This window comes from Streptomyces sp. NPDC046939, assembly GCF_040644575.1.
In the GTDB taxonomy this organism is placed as follows: domain Bacteria; phylum Actinomycetota; class Actinomycetes; order Streptomycetales; family Streptomycetaceae; genus Streptomyces.
In genome coordinates, this window is the sequence record NZ_JBEYWV010000018.1 from 95527 (window position 1) to 113670 (window position 18144).

Genomic DNA, 18144 nt, shown 5'->3' on the forward strand with positions numbered 1-18144 from the left:
CCGTCAAAACAGAAAAAGGGCCGTTCGAAAACGACCCTTCACCTGAGACGTTCGATGGTTCGAACTAGTCGGGACGACAGGATTTTACCCTGCGACCTCTCGCCCCCCAGCGGTGCGGTCGTCCTTCCGCGTGGGCCGACGAACGCAGGGGGCTCTTCGCGGACGCTTACACGACACACGACACATCCTGCGGCTCGCCGCGTCTGGTACACGTGGTTTGCGACTACCCCCGGGGGCTCGGCACCGATCCCCGTCACATCGCCACAGTCAGCCCTTGATGAGCGGACGGGTGGATGACAGAAACGGGTCAAGTCGCGTCGTGACCTCGCCCCGAGCCAACACCCGCACCCTGAACGCGCCCGGCCCCGGCGGCGCCGGAAGGTCGTCCGAGCGCTCGCACACGAGGCCCACGCACCGGGAAAGCGCTCCGCGATGAAGGCGGCCAGAATGTCGAGTTCCTCGGCCTCGTCGCACCTACGATTGGCCAGTCCATCGACACGCACGAACCACTCCCCATTGTGGGCGCGCAAAGCTGCCTACCCCGCGGACCAGTTGATCACCTCGACCCTCGTTCGCAATGCGGCGAGGCCCTCGTCCAGAGTGTTGGTGTCGGCCTTCTCCGGTGACGCCGCGATGCCGCACCAGCCGTAAAACGCTTACATACTCCTCTTTCGACGCGTTTGACGGTCATCAAGGGGGTGGCGGCCCGCGTCCCGACAGCGCTCGAGGCTGCGGGGGCCGCGGAAGTGCCTGCGGCCGGCGCGCTCACCGCGGCGATACGCAGAGCCGTCCTGGATGAGTTCCGCACCCGCGCCCAGTTCGCCGGGCATCTTGCCGAGATCGACGCGCTGCTCTGGTCCCGGGCCGGGGCGAGTCGCCAAGTCGTCGAAAGTGCGATGACGGAGCATCTGCGGGAGCTACGGCTGCTACGGATCACGGAGCCGGCGGAGAACGACCGGTTCGTGGTGACCGAGGGCGAGGGAGACGCCTTCGAGTTGCTGAGTCCGGCCTATGTGGACGAGTTGACGGGGAAGGTCATTCTCGCGGGGCAGCTGCGGCGCGTTGCCGGACCTGCGGGTGTGCGGGCAGGGGAGGAAGCATGACAACAGCCGGGATCGACTTCGGAACCACCAACTCCGTCGTGGCACAGTGGAACAGCGAGTACGTCGAGGTACTGGAGATCGGCGGGCAGGGCCTGGACGCCAACTGGGGGCGCCGGGGGTTCGAGCTGCTCTACCCGTCGGTCGTCGGCACGAGTTCGCTGCGGCCGGGCACGCTGTTCGGATGGGAGGCGAAGCTCCGCTCCGAGCAGGCCGTCGAGGCGTGTAAGCGGATGCTGCGCGAGGAGCCGTTCGTCGAACTCGGCGGTGAGCGGTTCGCCGCGACCACCGCCGCTGCCGGCGTCTTCCACGCCATTGCCGGGGCGGCCGAGGACGAGGCCGCGACCGAGATCCGCGAAGCCGTCGTCACCGTGCCCGCCAACGCGACGGGGGCGGCCCGTTTCCGGACGCGCGAGGCCGCGCGAGCCGCGGGAATCACCGTCCGCACCCTGCTGAACGAACCGACGGCGGCGGCCATCGCCTATGCGCACGAGATGGAGGTCGACGGTGAGTTCCTCGTCTTCGACTGGGGTGGCGGCACAATGGACGCGACCCTCCTCCTGCACGACGACGGCTTCTTCGACGAGAAGGCCAGCCGCGGCGTCAACCGCCTGGGTGGCCTGGAGATCGACGCCCGCCTGCGCCGCATGGTCCTCGACCGGGCACCCGCACGCGGGCGCTGGAGCGACTCCGAGAAGCGGTCGTTCGCCTTGGAGATCGAGCGGGCCAAGATCCTTCTGTCCCACCAGGAATCGGTCGGCATCCCCACCCCCGACGGCGCCCGCGTCGACATCGGACAGGACGAGTTCTCGGAGGCCATCCAGGACCTCATCAACCGTGCGCTCGTCCCGGTGGAGGAGTGCCTGGAGCAGGCGCGCATCGATCCGCACGACCTCACGGCGGTGCTGATGATCGGCGGCAGCAGTCAGATCCCCGCCGTCCGCGCCGCTGTGTCGGAGGCTCTCGACTGCGAACTCGTGGACGCGGCCCTGTGCGACCCGATGACTGCTGTGGCCGAGGGCGCAGCGATCAGCGCTGCCGCGATGGACGGCGAGCTGAAGAGCATCATCCGCGTGGTCAACACACACGCGCTGGGGACCGTCACCAAGGACCGCGAGGGCAGGCGCCACTTCAGCGCCCTCATCGACCGCAACCAGCGGCTGCCGCAACAGCGCGTGAAGTCGTACGAGCCGACCAGGGACAACGTCTCGCAGCTGACCGTCGAAGTCTGGGAGGGCGACCCGGACCGTGAGGTCAGCCATCCTGACAACGTCAAGCTGACCGATCTCGTCCTGACGTACCCCGAGCGCCGCAAGGCCGAGGACGGTGTCTTCGACCTGGAGTACACCTACAGCAAGGAAGGTCTGCTGACCGTCAGGGCGACCCTCCAGAAGACCGGCAAGGTCCTGCTCGACGGCGAGGTCAAGGTGTTCGGGGACGGGAAGAACGTGCCGCCTGAGGTGAGGAAGGAGCTCGACCGTCTCCTCGCCCTCACTCCGTCCGCCCGGCCCGCTGCCACCCCGACCCACCCGCAGCAAGACCGGCCCAAGGAGCGGCAGGGCAGGGGTGAGGCCAAGCCCGCTCCCCCGCGTTCCGCAGCGAAGTCGGCGGTCGGCGAGGCCGAACGGCGCCGCTCGTCATCGATGGATCCAACCTCGCCTGGAACGGGCGACCGCCGCGCGCGGCCGGCGGCAGACCGAGCTTCGCAGCCCTGGAGGCGGCCGTGCGGTCCCTGCGGTTCAAGCACCCCCAGCGGGACATCCACGTAGTGGTCGACGCCACCCTCCGGCACGACGTCACCATCGAGGAGCGCCCCCTGGTGGAGGCGGCCATAGCCGAGGGCACCGTGGTGCAGCCCCCGGCCGGGACCGAGGGCAGGGGCGACGCGCTGGTGATCAGCATCGCCGATGAGGTGGGCGGGGTGATCGTCTCGAACGACAACTTCGCGCCCTTTCAGCGGGCCAACCCCTGGCTGCGGGATGCGGGGCGTGTCATGGGGGCAACCCACTCACAGGGAGTGTGGGTCTTCAACCGACGCATACCGAACCCTGCGGCGCCCGCACAACGGAAGTGACGCCCTGCCCTTCCTGCGCAGTGCGGCAGGGGGCCCGCGTACCGGAGGTCACAGATCGATCCACTCGGAGGAGTACCCGACGCCACAGCACGGGCACATGCAAGTGCTCTCCATCGAGTCCCGCGGCGCCGACGGGGTGATCTGCGTGGTGCGCTGCATCGGAGGGACGGTCCGGATCGGACAGCACTTCTCGGTCGACTCCGGTCAGACCGCGGAGAGCGGCATCCAGGGCACCGCCTGGCGTTTGACCCGCATCACCCGCTTTGGGCGGCAGGTCGGCTTCTTCGACCCACCGCACGGGGCCGAGGTGCTCCTGACCGGCCCCGGCGTCGGCGGCTTGCGCAGCCGAGTGACGTTGGTGTCTACGGAAAGTGATGAGCCGGCTGTGGCTGAACGGACGAAGCCCGAGGTCGACGTCGCGGAGGGTGACGCTCCTACAGAGCTGACTGTCCGGAACCTGATCGTCGGGGGCGGGGCTGAGGTGTAATCCGGCATGGTGGGCGAGGTACTGAAGAACCGCCGAAATCAACTACCGTCAGTTGCGGACGCGTTCGACGCGACCGGCATCCTGTCCCGGAACCACGTCGACGGACAGACCAGCAACATCTGAGCACCATCAGGGGGAAAGGAAGCGCATGCGCGCCCAGGAGATCACCTTCCTGAAGCTCGTCCAGGGGGAGAAGCAGTTCCAGGTACCGCTGTACCAGCGCACGTACAGCTGGGGCAGGGAACAGCTGAAGCGGCTCTGGGAGGACATCGGCGAGCTCGTCGACCAGCATCTCGCCGGGGAGACCGTTGCCCCGCATTTCCTCGGCTCGGTGGTGCTCGCCCCCGGTCAGATCCAGGCCGGCGGTGTGCAGCGTTGGCTCGTCGTGGACGGACAGCAGCGGCTGACCACGCTGATGCTCGCGTTCACCGCCCTGCGCGACCACCTCAAGGACGCGGGTGACGAGCGCGGTGTGGCCAGAGCACACCGTCAGGTGCTGGTGAACGAGTTCCAGGAGGGCCTCGACCACTACCGCCTGCTTCCCACCCAGGCCGACCGCGAGGCGTTCATCGCCTGCGTCCAGTCCCGTGCCGAGGCCGGCGGGAGCGACAACATCGGTGCGGCCTACCGCTTCTTCCGCGGTGCGCTCGTCGAGGGCCATGAAACGGGTGGGGCGAACTGGATCAGCACCGTAGAGACCGTCCTGAAGGACCTGCTCTCGATCGTGGAGATCACCGCTGAGTCGGGGGACAACGTCTACCGAATCTTCGAGTCGATCAACAACACGGGCGTCGGACTCAGCCAGAGCGACCTGCTGCGCAACTACGTGTTCATGCTCCTGCCCAAGCGTGGTGAACGCGTCTACGACGAACTGTGGCTTCCCATGCAGCAGAACCTCGGCCCCAAGAACCTCGAAACGCTGGTCTGGCTGGACCTGATCGTCCGCGGCCACAACAAGGCCAAGCAGAGCGAGATCTACCGGGAGCAGCAGAGACGGCTGCAGCCGCTGGCCAACGACGAGGAGGCGCTGCAGCGCGAGATCGAGCAACTGGCCGAGCGCGGCAGGCGGTTTCTTCACATCATCGAGCCGCAACGCGCCTCCTCCCCCGCGCTGCGCGCGGTACTGGAGCGCCTGGCGACCTGGGGCGGTCAGACTCACTACCCGCTCGCCCTGCACCTGCTCGACCTCGTGGATGCTGGACGCACCACGCCCGAGGACGCGGCGCAGGCCCTGCTGTACGTCGAGTCGTACCTTGTACGACGTCTCATCTGCCAGACACCGACCACCGGCCTCAACCGAATCTTCATGGAAGCTCCGAAGGAGCTGGAGACGGACCGACCGGCGGCCGAGGCGGTCCGGCGGTTCCTGTCCAGCCGACGCCGACGTTGGCCCAGCGACGAGGAGTTGCGCGAGGCGGCCCGCAGCAAGCCGTTCTACTGGAGCGGTCGCCCTCCGCAACGCAGCTACATTCTTCGCCGCCTGGAGGAGAGCTACCGCTCCACCGAGCCCGTCGACTTCACCAAAGCCTCCCTCAGCGTGGAGCACGTCCTCCCGCAGCGCCCAGCCCCTCAGTGGTTCGAGCTGCTCGCCGACGAGACGGAACCGAACCAGACCCCGCAGGAACTGCACGACTCGCTGGTCCACACCCTCGGCAACCTGACGCTGACCGGCGACAATTCCAAGCTCTCCAACCACCCCTTCCAGCGCAAGCAGCAGATCCTCGAGTCCAGCGCCCTGCGCATGAACCTGGAAATCGCCTCGGCGGAACGCTGGGGCAAGGCGGAGATCCTCGCCCGAGCCGACCGCCTGACGGAGCGCGCCGTCGAACTGTGGCCCGGCCCGATCGGCGGTGTGAAGCCGGTCGGTGAGGAGTGGCCGGGTTGGGCCGAACTGCGGGCGGCTCTGGTGGTGATGCCGAGCGGCACCTGGACGTCGTACGGCGATGTCGCCGAACTGATCGGCAGCCACCCGGTGCCTGTCGGGACCTACCTGGGCTCCAACTCGTCCGTCATCGGCGCCTACCGGGTCCTGACCTCGGAAGGCAAGGTGTCCCCTTCCTTCCGCTGGCCGGACGGCGTGGACCGGCAGCCACCGATGGAACTGCTTCTGAGTGAGGGAGTGAAATTCGACGCCGCGGGCCGGGCGGACCGCTCACAGCGCCTGATGGCTCCCGAGCTGGCCATCCTGCTGGGCAAGGATGTAGCTCAGCCGGTCACGCCTGATCCCCTGCCGGACGAGGAGGACGCGACCGCGGCCGAGCGCTTCCGCGCGCAGTTGCGAGAACACGCGCCAGAGGCCGTCACCGGGGCGGAGGCAGTACTCGACTTCTGGCGCGGTCAGGGCGGCCATGTCACCTACGGCCGGAACAAGGAGACGAGCTGCTTCCCCAAACTGGACGTCGGCACGAGCGAGCGCCCGCATGTGCTGTGGCCCTTCGGCATCTACCCCGTGAGCGGAACGGTCGAGGTGGTCTTCGCGTACCTCAAGACCCGCAGCCCCTTCGACGACACGGAACAGCGCCGCGAACTGCTGCGCCGCCTCAACAAGATCGACGGCATCGACCTGCCCGATGCGAAGCTGGAATTGCGCCCGTCGTTCCCCGTCCGGGTCTTCGCGGAGCACAGCGAGGAGATCTGCGGGGTGCTGGACTGGTTCGTGCATACGGCTGCACTGGATTTGGCGCGAAGGCAGTAAGAACACCGGATCCAACTCGGGCGAGGGGGCCGACCGCGCTGTCACCTCCAGTTACCCCGGCCCGACGTATGTGGTCGTCAGACGGACACCTTGGGTACGAGACGCGGCGGCAGGGGGCGGGGCGGGCTGGCGTACGCGGCGAAGGCGCGGTCCTGCTCACGCTTCCACACCAGCAGCAGGGCTTCGTCGGTTCGCGGAACGGCCAGGTTCACCCGCTCAAGAATGGAACGGAAGAAGGAGACCGGATCACCAGAAGCCTGCGTGACCAGGGATGAAAGCAAGGCAACGTCGGCAGAAGGCCCTCGGTCAACGGCAGTGAGCAGGTACTGCACGACCGAGACCGGCCCGTCACAGCTCAGCTCCTCAAGCGGAATCGTCCTGCCTTGCATCGCGGCTCCCTTCAGCTGCCGCATGACGCGGCCGACAGGATCTGCCGGAGCTGGAGGAGCCACGGGCGGACGAGGCATGGAGAGCTGTCTCGTCACCACCGTCTCGGCCCTCTGCCGGTGACGCTTTTCCCTCGCCGACGCCTTGGCTCCCTTGTCTGTTCCCTGCTTTCGCGCCCGCGCACTGTCCCGTACGGTCCTCAGCTCCCCTTAGAGCAGCCGCACGTGGTGGTGCGCACTCCTGCCGGCCGCACGCTGACTCTGAACCGTCGACAGGCGATAACCGTCATGATGAGCGAGCCATGTCTGCGCTTCGGCGAGTATCTTCCGCACGCGCTTGCGGGTCGGCTTGTCCAGACCACGCAGCAGGTCGGTGGCTTCCACGGCAAGCGCACGCAAGTGCCGCACCTCGCCCGTGTCCTTGGCGCTCGCCCTGCCCCGAGCATCCGCCACGGCGATCCGCCGGTCCGGAACACGTTGCGACTTCGGGGACTTCGCCCGGTTCGTGGTCGTGCCCACAGCCGTGCGCCGCTTCAAGGGCGGTTGTTCCGGCTGCAACGAGAAACGTGACGGCATGGTTCGCCGCGGTGTCCCGTAAGCGGCGAAGGCCCGCTCGGTCTCGACAGCTGCCCAGCGCTTGATCCGGGTCGAGGGGCCCGCATAGGCCACGCCGAGCTGGGACAGGACGTTGGACAGGTACGGAAGCGGCCCGTCACCCTCGCGAATCAGGGCGGACAGGATCGGTGCGTGCTCACGCAGTGGGCTGTCCACCTCGACCAGCAGGTATCGCCGGTCCGTGTGGGAGTACCTCTCCAGTTCGGAACTGACTGTGCGGGCCAGGGTCTCCCACGTCGTCGTGGAGTGGAGACGGGCGTGGTTCGCCAGAGCGTCCCGCAGCGCGGTGACCAGTTCGGGGCGGGTGAGTTGCTCACGGACAGTGGGGACTTCGCGGTCGAATCCTGACCTCTTCCCGGCCGGAAAGGCGATGTCCCTCTCGGACCTGGCCTTGGCCGGAGACAGCACCGATCTCACTGTCCGGCTCACATGCTCCGGGGTGACAGCCTCCGGCCCGAGTACCGAAGGCGGCGTCCACAGGCCGGTCCGCTGCGCTTCATGGGCGTTGAGCCGTACGTAGCGGTTCGCCTCGACCGCCCAGCCCGGCCCGTCATCTCCCACGAGAATGCGTCCGCCATCGGGCACGCGGTAGACGTGTTCCGCCGACGGAGCCTCGGTGTCGCCCGGAAGTGAGACCAGTCCGCGGACGATGGGGCTGTCGACAGGTTTCACGTCCGCGACCAGCAGATGCCGGTCCTCCGCAGAGAACGGCGAGTCGGCCGGGCTCTCGGCGTCGGACACGAGTGCGAAAGTCCAGCCGCCCTGAAGAGGGAAGGCAACAGGCTCCGGCCGAGGGCGGGACAGACGTATCCGCTCGACGTGCGGGGTGACGATGCCGCCGGGTGTCAGTGCGCAGTCTTCCAGCGGGGTCCAGTCGACCGTGCGGTCCCGGGCCTCAGCGCCGATGTGCACACGCCGTTCGCCGCCGACCGTTTCACAGCGGACACGTAGGCAGTAGCCGTTACGGCCGAGGACCTGCTGTATGACCGGGCCTTCGGAGGCAAAGATCCAGTCGATGCCGTCGGCGTCAGCGGCCAGTTCATCGTCCGCGCGGCGCCAGGCTCGGTGGTCGAGGTCGCCAAGCTGGAAACGCAGGCGCCGGCGACTCCCGGGAAGGTGCACGTCCACCGCGTCGCCGGGGCCGGTCCCAAGGTCCCGCGTCCTTACTTGTCCACGCAACTTCCACGATTGAGCAGGCGTTGCACACCACGCTTGATGAAAAGGTGGTCGGCGCTCGACTCGCCGGTGGCCGCACGGTGGCACACAGGCGCGCTCGGGTGGTGGGCGAAGTGGCACACCTTGGTGGTGTAGCGCCGGTCGCTCAGTTCGCCGCCACAGCCACCCAGTTGCAGCCCGCACCAGTAACTGTAAGCGGGATGGGCAGAGCGCCACCGGTCCAGTTCGTGCGCGTCCATCGGCAGGATGACGGGGTGGTCGGAGTCCTCGTGGCCGATCACGGCCGTCTGTACGAGACGGTGGTCGTACATGAAACCTCGCAAAGGAGCGCCTGGGCATGCGCAGCCTGTCGGGCGATATCGGCGCAAGTTAGAGCAGTATGCGATTCATGGACAGAGTCCACAAGGAGAATCACGACCTTATGGCGGTCAAGGCGGCCACCCTGTCTGAGCCGCAGGCCCGAGCCAAGCCGGGCCGGCTCGGGTCTGGCACTCGACCTTCGGTCCCCGCCTGAGTGGACTCGCTCAGCGTCTACCACTGGCACGAGCCTGGGCAGTTGCAGGAGGCCCGTTTGCTGACCCGGTCGCGTCGGACCGGCATGCCCTGGCCGATATCCGACTCGTCTTGGCCGCCGCTCCGATCGCGATCCGTCGACCCGGCGACGAGAACGCCCTCTCGATCCTGATGCCGGTGCGCCTGGAGAACCGGTGCGCCTGGAGAACTGGAAGTACGTGCATGCTTCTCGGGCCCTTTCGCACGACCCGGACGAGCCGGCGGCACGGGACCGGTCACGTCGTCAGGACGCTTCAGGGCACTTCGTAGCGTACGAGCGCCCTGGCGAAGGGCTCACCGCTGCGCCGTGCGTACGTCATGCGCTCGCGGACCTCGCTCGGGGTGCGGGGGCGGTACCCGGGTCCGCCACAGCAGCTCTTGTGGAAGCGAACGCCCGCGTTCAGCAGCACGGACAGTGTCCGCCAGGCCGCCGTGTCCCGGCGGCGGGGCGCGGCGAAGGCGGAACCCACATGGATCAGCGGCTGCGCACAGCGGGGGCAGCTCCGCTGCCTGTCCCTGTCGTAGGGCTGCTTGTACGAAGCCCGGCAGGGCAGGCAGACGAAGGAGGTCTTTCCGGATGGCATGAGGCCAGCCTAAGGATCATCGGCTCACCACTCGACATGTTTTCGTCCATTCCCGGCGCGGGGACGACGCCTTCGGAAAAGGGAGCTTCGGGTTGAGCCAGACAGCGACGCCACCATGTTGGGAGCAAGTGCCCGGCGGTGCGCGTAGTAGCTGTAACTGCCGTCGTTGCACTGCGCGAAGGCGCCGGTCGGGGCCTACGGCGAATCGTCGAAGCCGCTGCCGCCAGAACTGTCGTCGCTGGAGCCACCGCTGCTGGACCAGCCACTACTGGAGCCGCCGCTGCTGGATCCGACGCCTCGTCCCCTACCGCGGTCGGGTCGTCGCAGCTCTCGGCCTCGCTGACGTTCACCGTGTGCAACGTGAGCGTGTCGTCGACGCTCACCGACTTCCCCGCGCCTGTCAAGCCATCGGCCTGAGCCGCGTCCAGCGACTCCTGAGGGCCCATTCCGACGTAGTCGCCGAGCGTTACGGTCTCGGTCGCGTCATCGATCACGGAGGACGAGGACGAGTTGGAGGACGAATCATCGCTGTCGTCATTGATCAACGCGCCGCAGCCGCCGATGAGCAGCAGAGCGGCCAGGATGATTCCGCAGCCTATTGGGCCATACGAGTCCCCCTCTTTCAGAGTTGCACACTCCCCTGCGTGCACACGCTTTCGTCCCCGGCCGCGAACCGGCACGTGGCCGAAACGGGAGGACGACAGCGTTGTTGCGGCCGCTCTGCGCGACCTTTGTCGCCATGGCACTCAAACCCGATGCTGCGGGATGAAAAGCCTGAGTGAGCTCCTGGCGTACCGGGCGGCTGACAACGAGTGCTCGACCAGTACGCAAACTGCACGGAGTTCAACGAAACACCGAGATTCGCATGCCCGCTTGTCGTTCCGAGCACTCCCGGCTCAGCCTCCCGCGGTAAGCCGTAGCTGTGGGTCCCGCTCACTGCCCCTCACCTTCCGGACGCTTCCACTCCGTACGGTTCTTGTTCTGGCAAGGGGAGACGGGGAGACGATGATCGACTACCGCAAGGCGACAGTTCCGGTGTGGACTCTGGCAACCGGTGACGTCCGAGTGCCCGCAGTCGGCACAGACAGGCCGATGAACGGCTGAACGCCTGGCGCGCTCGGATGTTATTGCGGTGAACAACGCCGTCAGTCTGAAACTGCGGAAGTCGCCTGTTGCGGTCTCAAACAGTCATCCCGACGTCACACTGTCCGCGCAGGCGACCGGAATACGGCGCTCCTGCCGCGCCGGTGGCGTTGCCTCGCGCTCGCGGCGCTCGCGGCCCCCCGCCCACCCAGATCACGCCTCCACCCCGTGACCGGCACCCCCGCACTGACGCCCCGGAAGGCAACGGCCCTCCGGGGCGACCTCGCGGCGATCACCGGCCAAGCGCCACAAGTCCCCGGAACCGGAGTTCCAACAGGCGCTCAAGCCGCGTCAGTAGGGCGGCATCGGGCCGAACCTCGGGCTTCCCGCTCGGCTCACGCTCCCAGCCCGGCAACACCTCCGGGGGCGGCTCCGACTCCGCGCCCGCGTCCGTCACCGGAGCTGACACCAGCGGCAGCACCGCATAGACAACCTTGCCCCCGGCGGGGTGGCGGTGCGAGTCCCAGCGCTCACTGAGCAGCGTCACCAGAGGCAGGCCCCGCCCGCCCAGCGCATCCGGCTCGGGCGTCCGCATCTTGGGCAGGGTCCGGCCGGTGTCGTAGACCTCGACCACCAGCCTCGCGCCGGTCACCCGCAGCCGCACAGCAACGACCGGCAGCGTCTCGCGCACCAGATGGCTCGGCTTGATGTCCGTCGTGCCGGTGGCCTGTACCGCATTGGTCACCAGCTCGGACACGATCTGAGTCACGGAGTCCGTCATGCGGTCGAAACCCCAGTCGCGCAGCACATTAGCGGCAAACTTCCGCCCCTCGGGCACCGCCCTGGGCTCGGCCGTGCACCGGAACCAGTAGGTCACAAGCTCCATGCCGGACTTCCCTTCCCGCGTCGCGACGGGGCCGGGAGTCTGCGGCAACCCGTGCCCGGCAGCAGCCGATCAAGGACATACATCACGAGGGTCAAGGGTCGGTCCTCCCAGTCGATCAGGTACATGGGTTTGGACAAGCGCGGCGGCGCGGGAAACCACACCCGGCCCCGAGGGGGAGCCGACAGGCCGGGGCGGACCTCCGCACCGCCGCGCGCTCAACGGTCGGCACGCCCAAACCGTGCGTGCCGCGCCTGCTCTCGATCTACGCCGCGCCGCTGGCCTGGGCCATCGGTTGCACCGCGCCGGATACCTGCCACGGCTGGCCCATCTGCGGAATCCCGCGCTGCCCCATCTGCGCAACGGAGACGGGCACGGGGCACGGTCCGGTGGCCAACGGGTTCCCGTGCTCAGGCGGTGCGGGCTTGCCTCCGCCGAGTCGCGCGGCGATCTCCGCCGCGCTGCCCCCTTCGAACCTTTCGCCCGTGTACCGGGTCGCGGTCCAGCGGTGTCCCCGAAACCACACGAACCAAAGCGGGAACCGCTCCGTCAAGGCGCGCATGTCGTTGAGCTGCTGGGCGAACTCGTCGGGGCCTATCGGCTCCTCCGGGACGGGCGCGGGCGCCTGCCACGTCTGCCCCTGGGCGGTGCCGGGAAACCCCCCCTGGTCACCTAATCCGGGGGCAAACACGGGTTGTTGCGTGGCCGCCATGCGCAACCTCCTAAGCTCGGGATGCGTCCGGGACGCTCCTCGTCGGCTGCTCTGAGTGTGCACCCTCACAGGGCCAAAACGCAACAGTCGGAAACCCGACTGTTGGACTCCCGACACGGGTTACGCTTGGACTCATGTCGACATCCGCGTCCCGCACCGTCCGGCTGCGGCGGCTCAGCAAGATCGTTGAGCGCCTCCGGAAGCGCGCCGGGCTGACCCAGAGCGAGGCCGCCGAACTGATCGGCGTCAACCGCTCCACGTGGATTGCCATGGAGGGCGGCAAGAGCAGTCCGCACCGAAGCAACGTGCGCAGCATCATCGAAAAGTTCGACGCCTCCCCCGAGGAAGCCGAAGAACTCTTGGCGCTCGCCGCCCGGCCTCGTGACCCCGCCTGGATGCGACCATTGCGGGGCCGCATCCCGGACCGCTACGGCGAGTACATCGACCTCGAATCGGGAGCGCTATCGATCAAGTCATGGGAACCGTCCCTCGTGCCCGGCCTTCTCCAAACCGAGCGTTACTCACGCGCTCACGCCGAGCGGCTGCCGGGGTCAACCCCTGCGCAAGTCGAGGCGCGCGTTACTGCCCGCATGCAACGACAAACCGCCTTTACTCAACGCGGCGCTCCCCTCTGGGCCGTCATCGGAGAGGCCGCGCTGCATTACGACGTGGGAGGCACGGACGTTCGCCGCGAACAGTTGGCCCGACTCCTCGAAGCCAGCGACGAACCGAACACGACAATCCAGGTGATCCCGTTCAGCGTCGGCGCGCACGCCTCGATGATGGGATCGTTCGCGGTCCTGTCGTTCGGAGACTCAGCACCGCCCGTCGTCTACGTCGAAACGCTCGGCGGCGATCTGTTCCTAGAGGAACCCGCCGACCTCCAGACCTTCCGCGAGACCTACGCGCACCTGCAAGCCACCGCGCTATCCCCCGCAGACACCCGCGCGTTCATCACCAAGATCATCCAAGAAATCGAAGGGCGGGCAGCGCGCAATGGACACGTTGCACTGGCGCAAGAGTAGTTACAGCGGCGACAACGGAGCATGCATCGAAATAGCCGAACCTGCATCCGACGTCGTATACGTCCGCGACAGCAAGGACACCGACGGACCCAAGCTCGCATTCACCGGTTCGGCATGGCTCGGGTTCATCGCCGACGTTCGAGCCGACCGCTTCGACGCCTGACACCCCAAGGCAGGTACCGCACACCGCCCCCGCTCTCTCACCGGAGCGGGGGCGCTCGCATGTGAGCGGCCCCCGTGGCCGAAACGTTTCGCCTCCGCTGACCTGAACTTGTCGGCATCGGTCAGTTTCTGACACCCCACCAGCAGCGCAGCATTGGCCCGGCGCATATGACCGGCACGGAATCGGACATACCGCATCGCACCCGCCGCAACCCGTAGCCACAGGGAAACACCGGCGTTACGTTCGAATGGACCGAACGGCCGTAGATATATGCGCCGAACGTCCCCTGGCGCGTGCGGCCAACAACCCACGAGAGGAACAACGATGTTCCGTACGCTCAAGATCGGCTCTGTGCTCGCGGCTACCACGGCCGCACTCGCCATCGGCGTCGCCGTCCCGGCCTCCGCCGCTCCCACCGGAGCGCAGTCCGTGACCGGCACCGCCTACCTGCTTCCGAACTTCCTGGGCGCCTCGGAGGCCCTCATCGACACGAACGGCGGTTGCCAGCCGTTCTCGGCGCCCCTCAGCCTTCTGGGCGCGCAGTCAGCGACGAACAGCAGCGCGTCCACCGACACGGTCACCTTCTACTCGGGTTCGAACTGCACCGGCTCGACCACCTCGGTGGCACCGGGCAGCTCGAACTCCAACTTCGGTTTCACCGCCTTCTCGTACTCGACCCAGTAGGCGAGGCCGCTTTCCGCTGCTAGGCAAGCACCGCGCAACCGAAGACCGGCCGTCTAGTCTGTGCCGCGTCCCGAGAGGAACCGCGAAAGCGGGGCCGCTCGGGACGCGGCCATGTGCGCAACCACAACGGGTATGCCACAGCGGCGGGGCGGGCGCGCACGGCGCGGATCGGGGCGGCGCGGCGCGGGCGGTGACGGAAGGGTGAGAGCGGGCCGGAAGGCGGGGCTACCGCACGCCACGACGGCGGTTCAGCGAACCCTCAAACCAGGGACATCCCCGCGCCGGTGCCCAGGGCCGGGTGCACGATTCGCGCCACGACGGCCCAACCGCGTTGCCGCTGCAACCGGACATGGGAGAGGATGTTGGGCGAACTGTGAGACGTACGGTGCCCACGCGCAGCGCGATGTGCGACGACTGCACCGGGTTCGGATTGACCAAGGGGGAGCGATGAAGTTCGACATGGGGTCGACGACTCTGTCGACGCTGACCAGGAGCACGGACGGGTCCAGCAATGATCTGGGCACGCTGATCCAGCAGTTGATCGCCGCCGCGCAGCCGTTGGAGGGGAAGTTCAACGGTGAGGGCAAGGCGATGTTCGACTCGTTCAAGCTGCACGCGGACGAGATCACGGCGGCGCTGAACGGCTCGCTGTCCTCGATTCTGGGTGGCCAGTCCGGCATGGACACCGCCTTCAGTACGGGTGATGCGGAGCAGTCCGACAACGCGCAGCAGAACATGAGCGCCGCGAACTTCGACGCGGCCCGCTTCCACGGCTGAACCGAACGGGGAGACAGATCATGGGGACTCAGGACCGGCGCTCGTACGACACCGGTGCCTCCGCCGAGGTGCAGGGCGGGCTGCAGGGCATCATCGGTCGGCTGGAGACCGTGCTCGCCGACCGTGACAGCGCTGTGAAGACGGCGATGGCCGACTACCAGGCCGACGGTGTCTCGGAGGAGTATCACGGCAAGGAAGTTCGCTGGAACCGGGCGGCCAACGAGGTCCGCGACATCATCCGGCTCGTGCGCACCACGCTGGAGAAGAATGACGTCACCGCGCAGGCCACGCTGGCCAGGGCGAAGGCGGCCGTCGACAACATCGGCTGACCAGCCGCGAGATGAAAGGCGGGGGCAGCACCCCGCGTCTACGGGGATCACGGGGATGAGGGGTTTGTCGTGACGGGGTGGGACATCGACCCGGCCGGGGTGTCCAGTGTGCTCTCCAAGTCGGGCACCGCGGCGAAGAACATGTCGAAGGCGGGCGGCGCCATGCAGAGCGACCTGGAGTCGGCGTCCTCCGCAGCTGGCACGCTGACCAGCCAGTACGGCCCGTACACGAGCACCACGGGGGTGGTCGGGGCGGCGCTCGCCCAGTTCGCGCAGCACTGGAACCGGGACCTGGTCTACATCGCGAAGCGCACCGGAAAGTCTCTCAACGGCGCGGCCGACGCCACCACCGCCTACATCCACGGTGCTGTCGAGCAGGCGGCGAACGCGCAGGAGGAGGCGTCCAAGGAGCCGCCGATCGACATGCCGGGTGCGGGTGAGCGCGGGCGTCGCACGGAGGGACGGTAGCGGTGAGCGAGCAACTGATCGGCCCGTCGGGCATCCCGCATTTCATCGGCGACCTGGCGACCCTGGACACCGACGTCACGAATCTGACGACGCACGCCGGCGAGTTCCGTTCGGCCGGCTCGGACGTCCACACCGAGTTCCAGGGGCTGTCCGCGTTCTACAAGGCGCCGGAGGCGGACCAGTTGTTCGCCACGACACTGCCGGTCAAGACGAAGACGGACGCGTTCGCCGACGACCTGGAGCAGGTCGCCACCGCGCTGTCCGCCTACAGCACCGAGGTGCAGCCGCTGGTCAAGAAGCTGGAGACGCTCAAGGCGGACGCCACCGCGTTCGTCAACTCGGTCAACGGTGACGACGACTGGCGCAAGGACCAGGACAAGGTCGACCACAACAATGACCTGTGGCACGACGTGAACCACACCGTGACCGCGTTCCAGGCCGCCGAACGCACCGCCTACAACAAAATCATGGCGTTGATCGGCGGCACCCCGTTGACCACGGACGACGGGTCGCACGGCGAGAACATGTACGGCTACAAGGCCGGAGACCTCGACCACGCGGAGGACACTCCGTGGGGCTCGTCGGCGGAGCGCGAGTACGAAGGGCTGGCCTGGCTGGGCCACCAGCTCAAGAGCCTCGTCTGGGACGGCTTCATCGTGGACGGCGTGTGGGGCACCGTCAGGGGCCTCGGCACCCTGGTGGGCGTCGACGGGTGGGCGGAAGCGGGCGAGGCGTGGAAGAACCTCGGGAAGCTCGGCACCGCCGTGGTGCTCTCCAGTGCCACCATGGGCACCTGGTGGCTGATTCCTGACAACAAACTGCCTTCCTGGCTGCGAGATTCCCGCCAGGTCTACAAGCAGACCGCCAAGAGCCTGGTCGCATGGGACACCTGGAAGACGAACCCGGCACGCGCGGCCGGCCAGGTCGTCTTCAACGGACTCACCGCCGTCTTCACCGGAGGTTCCGGCAGCGCCGCCTCCGGGGCGGGCAAGGCCGGAGCGGTTGCCCGCACCCTGTCCGTCACCGGTAAGGTCGCTCGCGTCGTCGATCCCATGACGTACGTCGGCAAGGCCGGCAAGCTTGCCTTCGTCAAGGTCGGTGACACCTTCACCGCGCTGAAGAGCCTCCACTCCGGCGCCACCTCCGACCTGCTCAAGCGGGCCGACGCCCTCAAGTCCCCCAAAGTTCCGGACACGGCGGTTCCTTACGTGGACAACGCCACCGGGGAACTCGTCTATCTCACCCGCGAGGGTCACGTTCTGAACGCGGACGGCAGTTTGCGTCAGCACGTGGACCAGGCGGCTGGTGAAGTATCGGCCGCAGATCGGGCACGGCTCGAGGCCATGGGCAACAATCCGCGCAGCCCCGAACTGGTCGGTGCGCACGGGGCCACCAACTCGGTGCCGGAAACAGGACCCGCGGTCGGCGGTCACGCAGACGGAGTCGCCTCAGGAAACGCCGGACACGGTACCTCGGCGAGCAACACAGCTCCCGGCCACGGCAGCGGAGCAGCTGCGCACGAAGGCATCGAGGGCACATCAGGAGGCGGCGGACACGGCGGCACCGATACAGGTCCTGGACACGATGAAGGTTTAGCGCAAGGTCCTGAACCAGCACACTCCTCGGGCGCACCCGGCGAAAGGCAATCTTCGAGTAAAGTCGGCGACGGTCCTCCGGACATCGACCCTGCCGAGTACAGCAAGCACACCGACGATCTTGCTCAAGCGCATACGGGGCGGATGGATCCTGCTCAGGAAGCTGGCGTCCTCGACGAGTTGTCCCGCTCGAAGATGCCCGAAGCTGAGCAGCAAAAGGTGCTTCGCGCTCTTCGGAAGGACGAGTACGGGGCCGGCGTCGCTGACATGATCGCGCGGGGGCACCTGCGAGAGATCGAGGGCTACAGAAAGCTGCTGGACATGTGCAAGAACGGCCCCAGCAAGGCCAACCCGAAGAGCATGGTTCCAGCCGCGTACATGGCCATGAGGCTGGCTACGGATCTTCAGGAGCACGGTATCGCACGTGTCGGAGTCGAGTTGGACACGCACACATTCGACCTCGACGTTTACACCCGGCACTCCGACGGCTCCATTGACTACGGATATCAACTCAAAGACGTTGACAACATCAATGGAATAAAAAAAGCGGCAGAGAAGGCTGCCCGGCAACTGAACTACGAGGGAGTGACTCATCGCGTTGCGATCCTGGATGTTCATCAGTCGATGCGGGATCTGACGCCTCGCATGTTCAATACGGCGAAGTTCCGGGCACAAGATGCAGGAGCGACCTTCATCCTTCGTTTCAATGATGGATCCATCACCGTGCCCCCGAATGGCCCTGCATTCCCGTAAGGA

The 18144-nt window shown here is 67.3% G+C and carries 16 protein-coding genes and 4 pseudogenes; 13 read left to right on the top strand and 7 right to left on the bottom strand.

The window, feature by feature from the left end; genetic code table 11:
• Nucleotides 1-267: 267 nt before the first annotated feature.
• Nucleotides 268-641, bottom strand: a pseudogene (locus ABZ877_RS20735) (Imm7 family immunity protein); the annotation flags it as partial.
• A 39-nt stretch (nucleotides 642-680) separates the two neighbouring features.
• On the opposite strand from ABZ877_RS20735, the gene ABZ877_RS20740 reads away from it, so the two are divergent.
• The 5 genes and pseudogenes from ABZ877_RS20740 to ABZ877_RS20760 all read left to right on the top strand — a co-directional run bounded on the left by ABZ877_RS20740 (nucleotide 681) and on the right by ABZ877_RS20760 (nucleotide 6356).
• The gene (locus ABZ877_RS20740) at nucleotides 681-1103 is read left to right on the top strand and encodes a hypothetical protein (protein ID WP_361073212.1); all 423 of its coding nucleotides are present in this window, start codon (nucleotides 681-683) and stop codon (nucleotides 1101-1103) included.
• Nucleotides 1104-1333: 230 nt separating this feature from the next.
• A pseudogene (locus ABZ877_RS20745) lies at nucleotides 1334-2443 on the top strand (Hsp70 family protein); the annotation flags it as partial.
• A gap of 296 nt (nucleotides 2444-2739) precedes the next feature.
• A complete protein-coding gene (locus ABZ877_RS20750) occupies nucleotides 2740-3174 on the top strand; it encodes a hypothetical protein (protein ID WP_361073437.1) in 435 nt (144 codons plus the stop codon).
• Between the two features lie 385 nt (nucleotides 3175-3559).
• A pseudogene (locus ABZ877_RS20755) lies at nucleotides 3560-3658 on the top strand (FKBP-type peptidyl-prolyl cis-trans isomerase); the annotation flags it as partial.
• 151 nt (nucleotides 3659-3809) lie between these two features.
• Nucleotides 3810-6356, top strand: coding sequence for a DUF262 domain-containing protein (locus ABZ877_RS20760; protein ID WP_361073215.1), 2547 nt, complete (start codon nucleotides 3810-3812; stop codon nucleotides 6354-6356).
• 77 nt (nucleotides 6357-6433) lie between these two features.
• On the opposite strand, the gene ABZ877_RS20765 is transcribed toward ABZ877_RS20760, so the two are convergent.
• The 3 genes from ABZ877_RS20765 to ABZ877_RS20775 all read right to left on the bottom strand — a co-directional run bounded on the left by ABZ877_RS20765 (nucleotide 6434) and on the right by ABZ877_RS20775 (nucleotide 8844).
• Entirely contained in the window at nucleotides 6434-6769 is a 336-nt protein-coding gene (locus tag ABZ877_RS20765) for a hypothetical protein (protein ID WP_361073218.1), read from the bottom strand.
• A gap of 183 nt (nucleotides 6770-6952) precedes the next feature.
• Nucleotides 6953-8485 (bottom strand): hypothetical protein, encoded by a 1533-nt coding sequence (locus ABZ877_RS20770; protein WP_361073221.1) that lies wholly within the window; start codon nucleotides 8483-8485, stop codon nucleotides 6953-6955.
• A gap of 35 nt (nucleotides 8486-8520) precedes the next feature.
• A complete protein-coding gene (locus ABZ877_RS20775) occupies nucleotides 8521-8844 on the bottom strand; it encodes a hypothetical protein (protein WP_361073224.1) in 324 nt (107 codons plus the stop codon).
• A 191-nt stretch (nucleotides 8845-9035) separates the two neighbouring features.
• Between ABZ877_RS20775 and ABZ877_RS20780 the strand changes: the two are divergent.
• Nucleotides 9036-9163 (top strand): annotated as a pseudogene (locus ABZ877_RS20780) (DNA polymerase III subunit beta); the annotation flags it as partial.
• 176 nt (nucleotides 9164-9339) lie between these two features.
• On the opposite strand, the gene ABZ877_RS20785 reads toward ABZ877_RS20780, so the two are convergent.
• The 3 genes from ABZ877_RS20785 to ABZ877_RS20795 form a co-directional block, all read right to left on the bottom strand.
• A complete protein-coding gene (locus tag ABZ877_RS20785; protein ID WP_361073226.1) occupies nucleotides 9340-9669 on the bottom strand; it encodes a deoxyxylulose-5-phosphate synthase in 330 nt (109 codons plus the stop codon).
• Between the two features lie 1375 nt (nucleotides 9670-11044).
• Nucleotides 11045-11638, bottom strand: a complete 594-nt coding sequence (locus tag ABZ877_RS20790) for an ATP-binding protein (protein WP_361073229.1) — start codon at nucleotides 11636-11638, stop codon at nucleotides 11045-11047.
• A gap of 262 nt (nucleotides 11639-11900) precedes the next feature.
• Nucleotides 11901-12347: a hypothetical protein gene (locus ABZ877_RS20795; protein ID WP_361073233.1), complete on the bottom strand. Its 447-nt coding sequence runs from the start codon at nucleotides 12345-12347 to the stop codon at nucleotides 11901-11903.
• 134 nt (nucleotides 12348-12481) lie between these two features.
• On the opposite strand from ABZ877_RS20795, the gene ABZ877_RS20800 reads away from it, so the two are divergent.
• The 7 genes from ABZ877_RS20800 (at nucleotide 12482) to ABZ877_RS20830 (ending at nucleotide 18141) form a co-directional block, all read left to right on the top strand.
• Entirely contained in the window at nucleotides 12482-13372 is an 891-nt protein-coding gene (locus ABZ877_RS20800; protein ID WP_361073236.1) for a helix-turn-helix transcriptional regulator, read from the top strand.
• Nucleotides 13344-13535: a DUF397 domain-containing protein gene (locus ABZ877_RS20805; RefSeq protein WP_361073239.1), complete on the top strand. Its 192-nt coding sequence runs from the start codon at nucleotides 13344-13346 to the stop codon at nucleotides 13533-13535. The genes ABZ877_RS20800 and ABZ877_RS20805 overlap by 29 nt, the downstream gene beginning before the upstream one ends.
• 324 nt (nucleotides 13536-13859) lie before the next feature.
• Nucleotides 13860-14219 carry a hypothetical protein gene (locus ABZ877_RS20810; RefSeq protein WP_361073242.1) on the top strand — a complete coding sequence of 120 codons (360 nt, stop codon included), beginning with the start codon at nucleotides 13860-13862 and terminating at the stop codon, nucleotides 14217-14219.
• A 447-nt stretch (nucleotides 14220-14666) separates the two neighbouring features.
• Entirely contained in the window at nucleotides 14667-14996 is a 330-nt protein-coding gene (locus tag ABZ877_RS20815) for a hypothetical protein (RefSeq protein WP_361073245.1), read from the top strand.
• A 20-nt stretch (nucleotides 14997-15016) separates the two neighbouring features.
• Entirely contained in the window at nucleotides 15017-15325 is a 309-nt protein-coding gene (locus ABZ877_RS20820; RefSeq protein WP_361073248.1) for a pore-forming ESAT-6 family protein, read from the top strand.
• A gap of 69 nt (nucleotides 15326-15394) precedes the next feature.
• Complete coding sequence (locus tag ABZ877_RS20825) at nucleotides 15395-15793, top strand: DUF6507 family protein (RefSeq protein WP_361073252.1); 399 nt, start codon at nucleotides 15395-15397, stop codon at nucleotides 15791-15793.
• Nucleotides 15794-15795: 2 nt separating this feature from the next.
• Nucleotides 15796-18141, top strand: coding sequence for a hypothetical protein (locus ABZ877_RS20830; RefSeq protein ID WP_361073255.1), 2346 nt, complete (start codon nucleotides 15796-15798; stop codon nucleotides 18139-18141).
• The last annotated feature ends 3 nt before the right edge of the window (nucleotides 18142-18144 follow it).

Bases quoted from the DNA above. Each gene is read 5' to 3' on its own strand.
- ABZ877_RS20760 (WP_361073215.1), top strand. From the start codon at position 3,810: ATGCGCGCCCAGGAGATCACCTTCCTGAAGCTCGTCCAGGGGGAGAAG.
- ABZ877_RS20765 (WP_361073218.1), bottom strand. From the start codon at position 6,769: ATGCGGCAGCTGAAGGGAGCCGCGATGCAAGGCAGGACGATTCCGCTT.
- ABZ877_RS20775 (WP_361073224.1), bottom strand. From the start codon at position 8,844: ATGTACGACCACCGTCTCGTACAGACGGCCGTGATCGGCCACGAGGAC.
- ABZ877_RS20785 (WP_361073226.1), bottom strand. From the start codon at position 9,669: ATGCCATCCGGAAAGACCTCCTTCGTCTGCCTGCCCTGCCGGGCTTCG.
- ABZ877_RS20790 (WP_361073229.1), bottom strand. From the start codon at position 11,638: ATGGAGCTTGTGACCTACTGGTTCCGGTGCACGGCCGAGCCCAGGGCG.
- ABZ877_RS20795 (WP_361073233.1), bottom strand. From the start codon at position 12,347: ATGGCGGCCACGCAACAACCCGTGTTTGCCCCCGGATTAGGTGACCAG.
- ABZ877_RS20800 (WP_361073236.1), top strand. From the start codon at position 12,482: ATGTCGACATCCGCGTCCCGCACCGTCCGGCTGCGGCGGCTCAGCAAG.
- ABZ877_RS20805 (WP_361073239.1), top strand. From the start codon at position 13,344: ATGGACACGTTGCACTGGCGCAAGAGTAGTTACAGCGGCGACAACGGA.
- ABZ877_RS20810 (WP_361073242.1), top strand. From the start codon at position 13,860: ATGTTCCGTACGCTCAAGATCGGCTCTGTGCTCGCGGCTACCACGGCC.
- ABZ877_RS20815 (WP_361073245.1), top strand. From the start codon at position 14,667: ATGAAGTTCGACATGGGGTCGACGACTCTGTCGACGCTGACCAGGAGC.
- ABZ877_RS20820 (WP_361073248.1), top strand. From the start codon at position 15,017: ATGGGGACTCAGGACCGGCGCTCGTACGACACCGGTGCCTCCGCCGAG.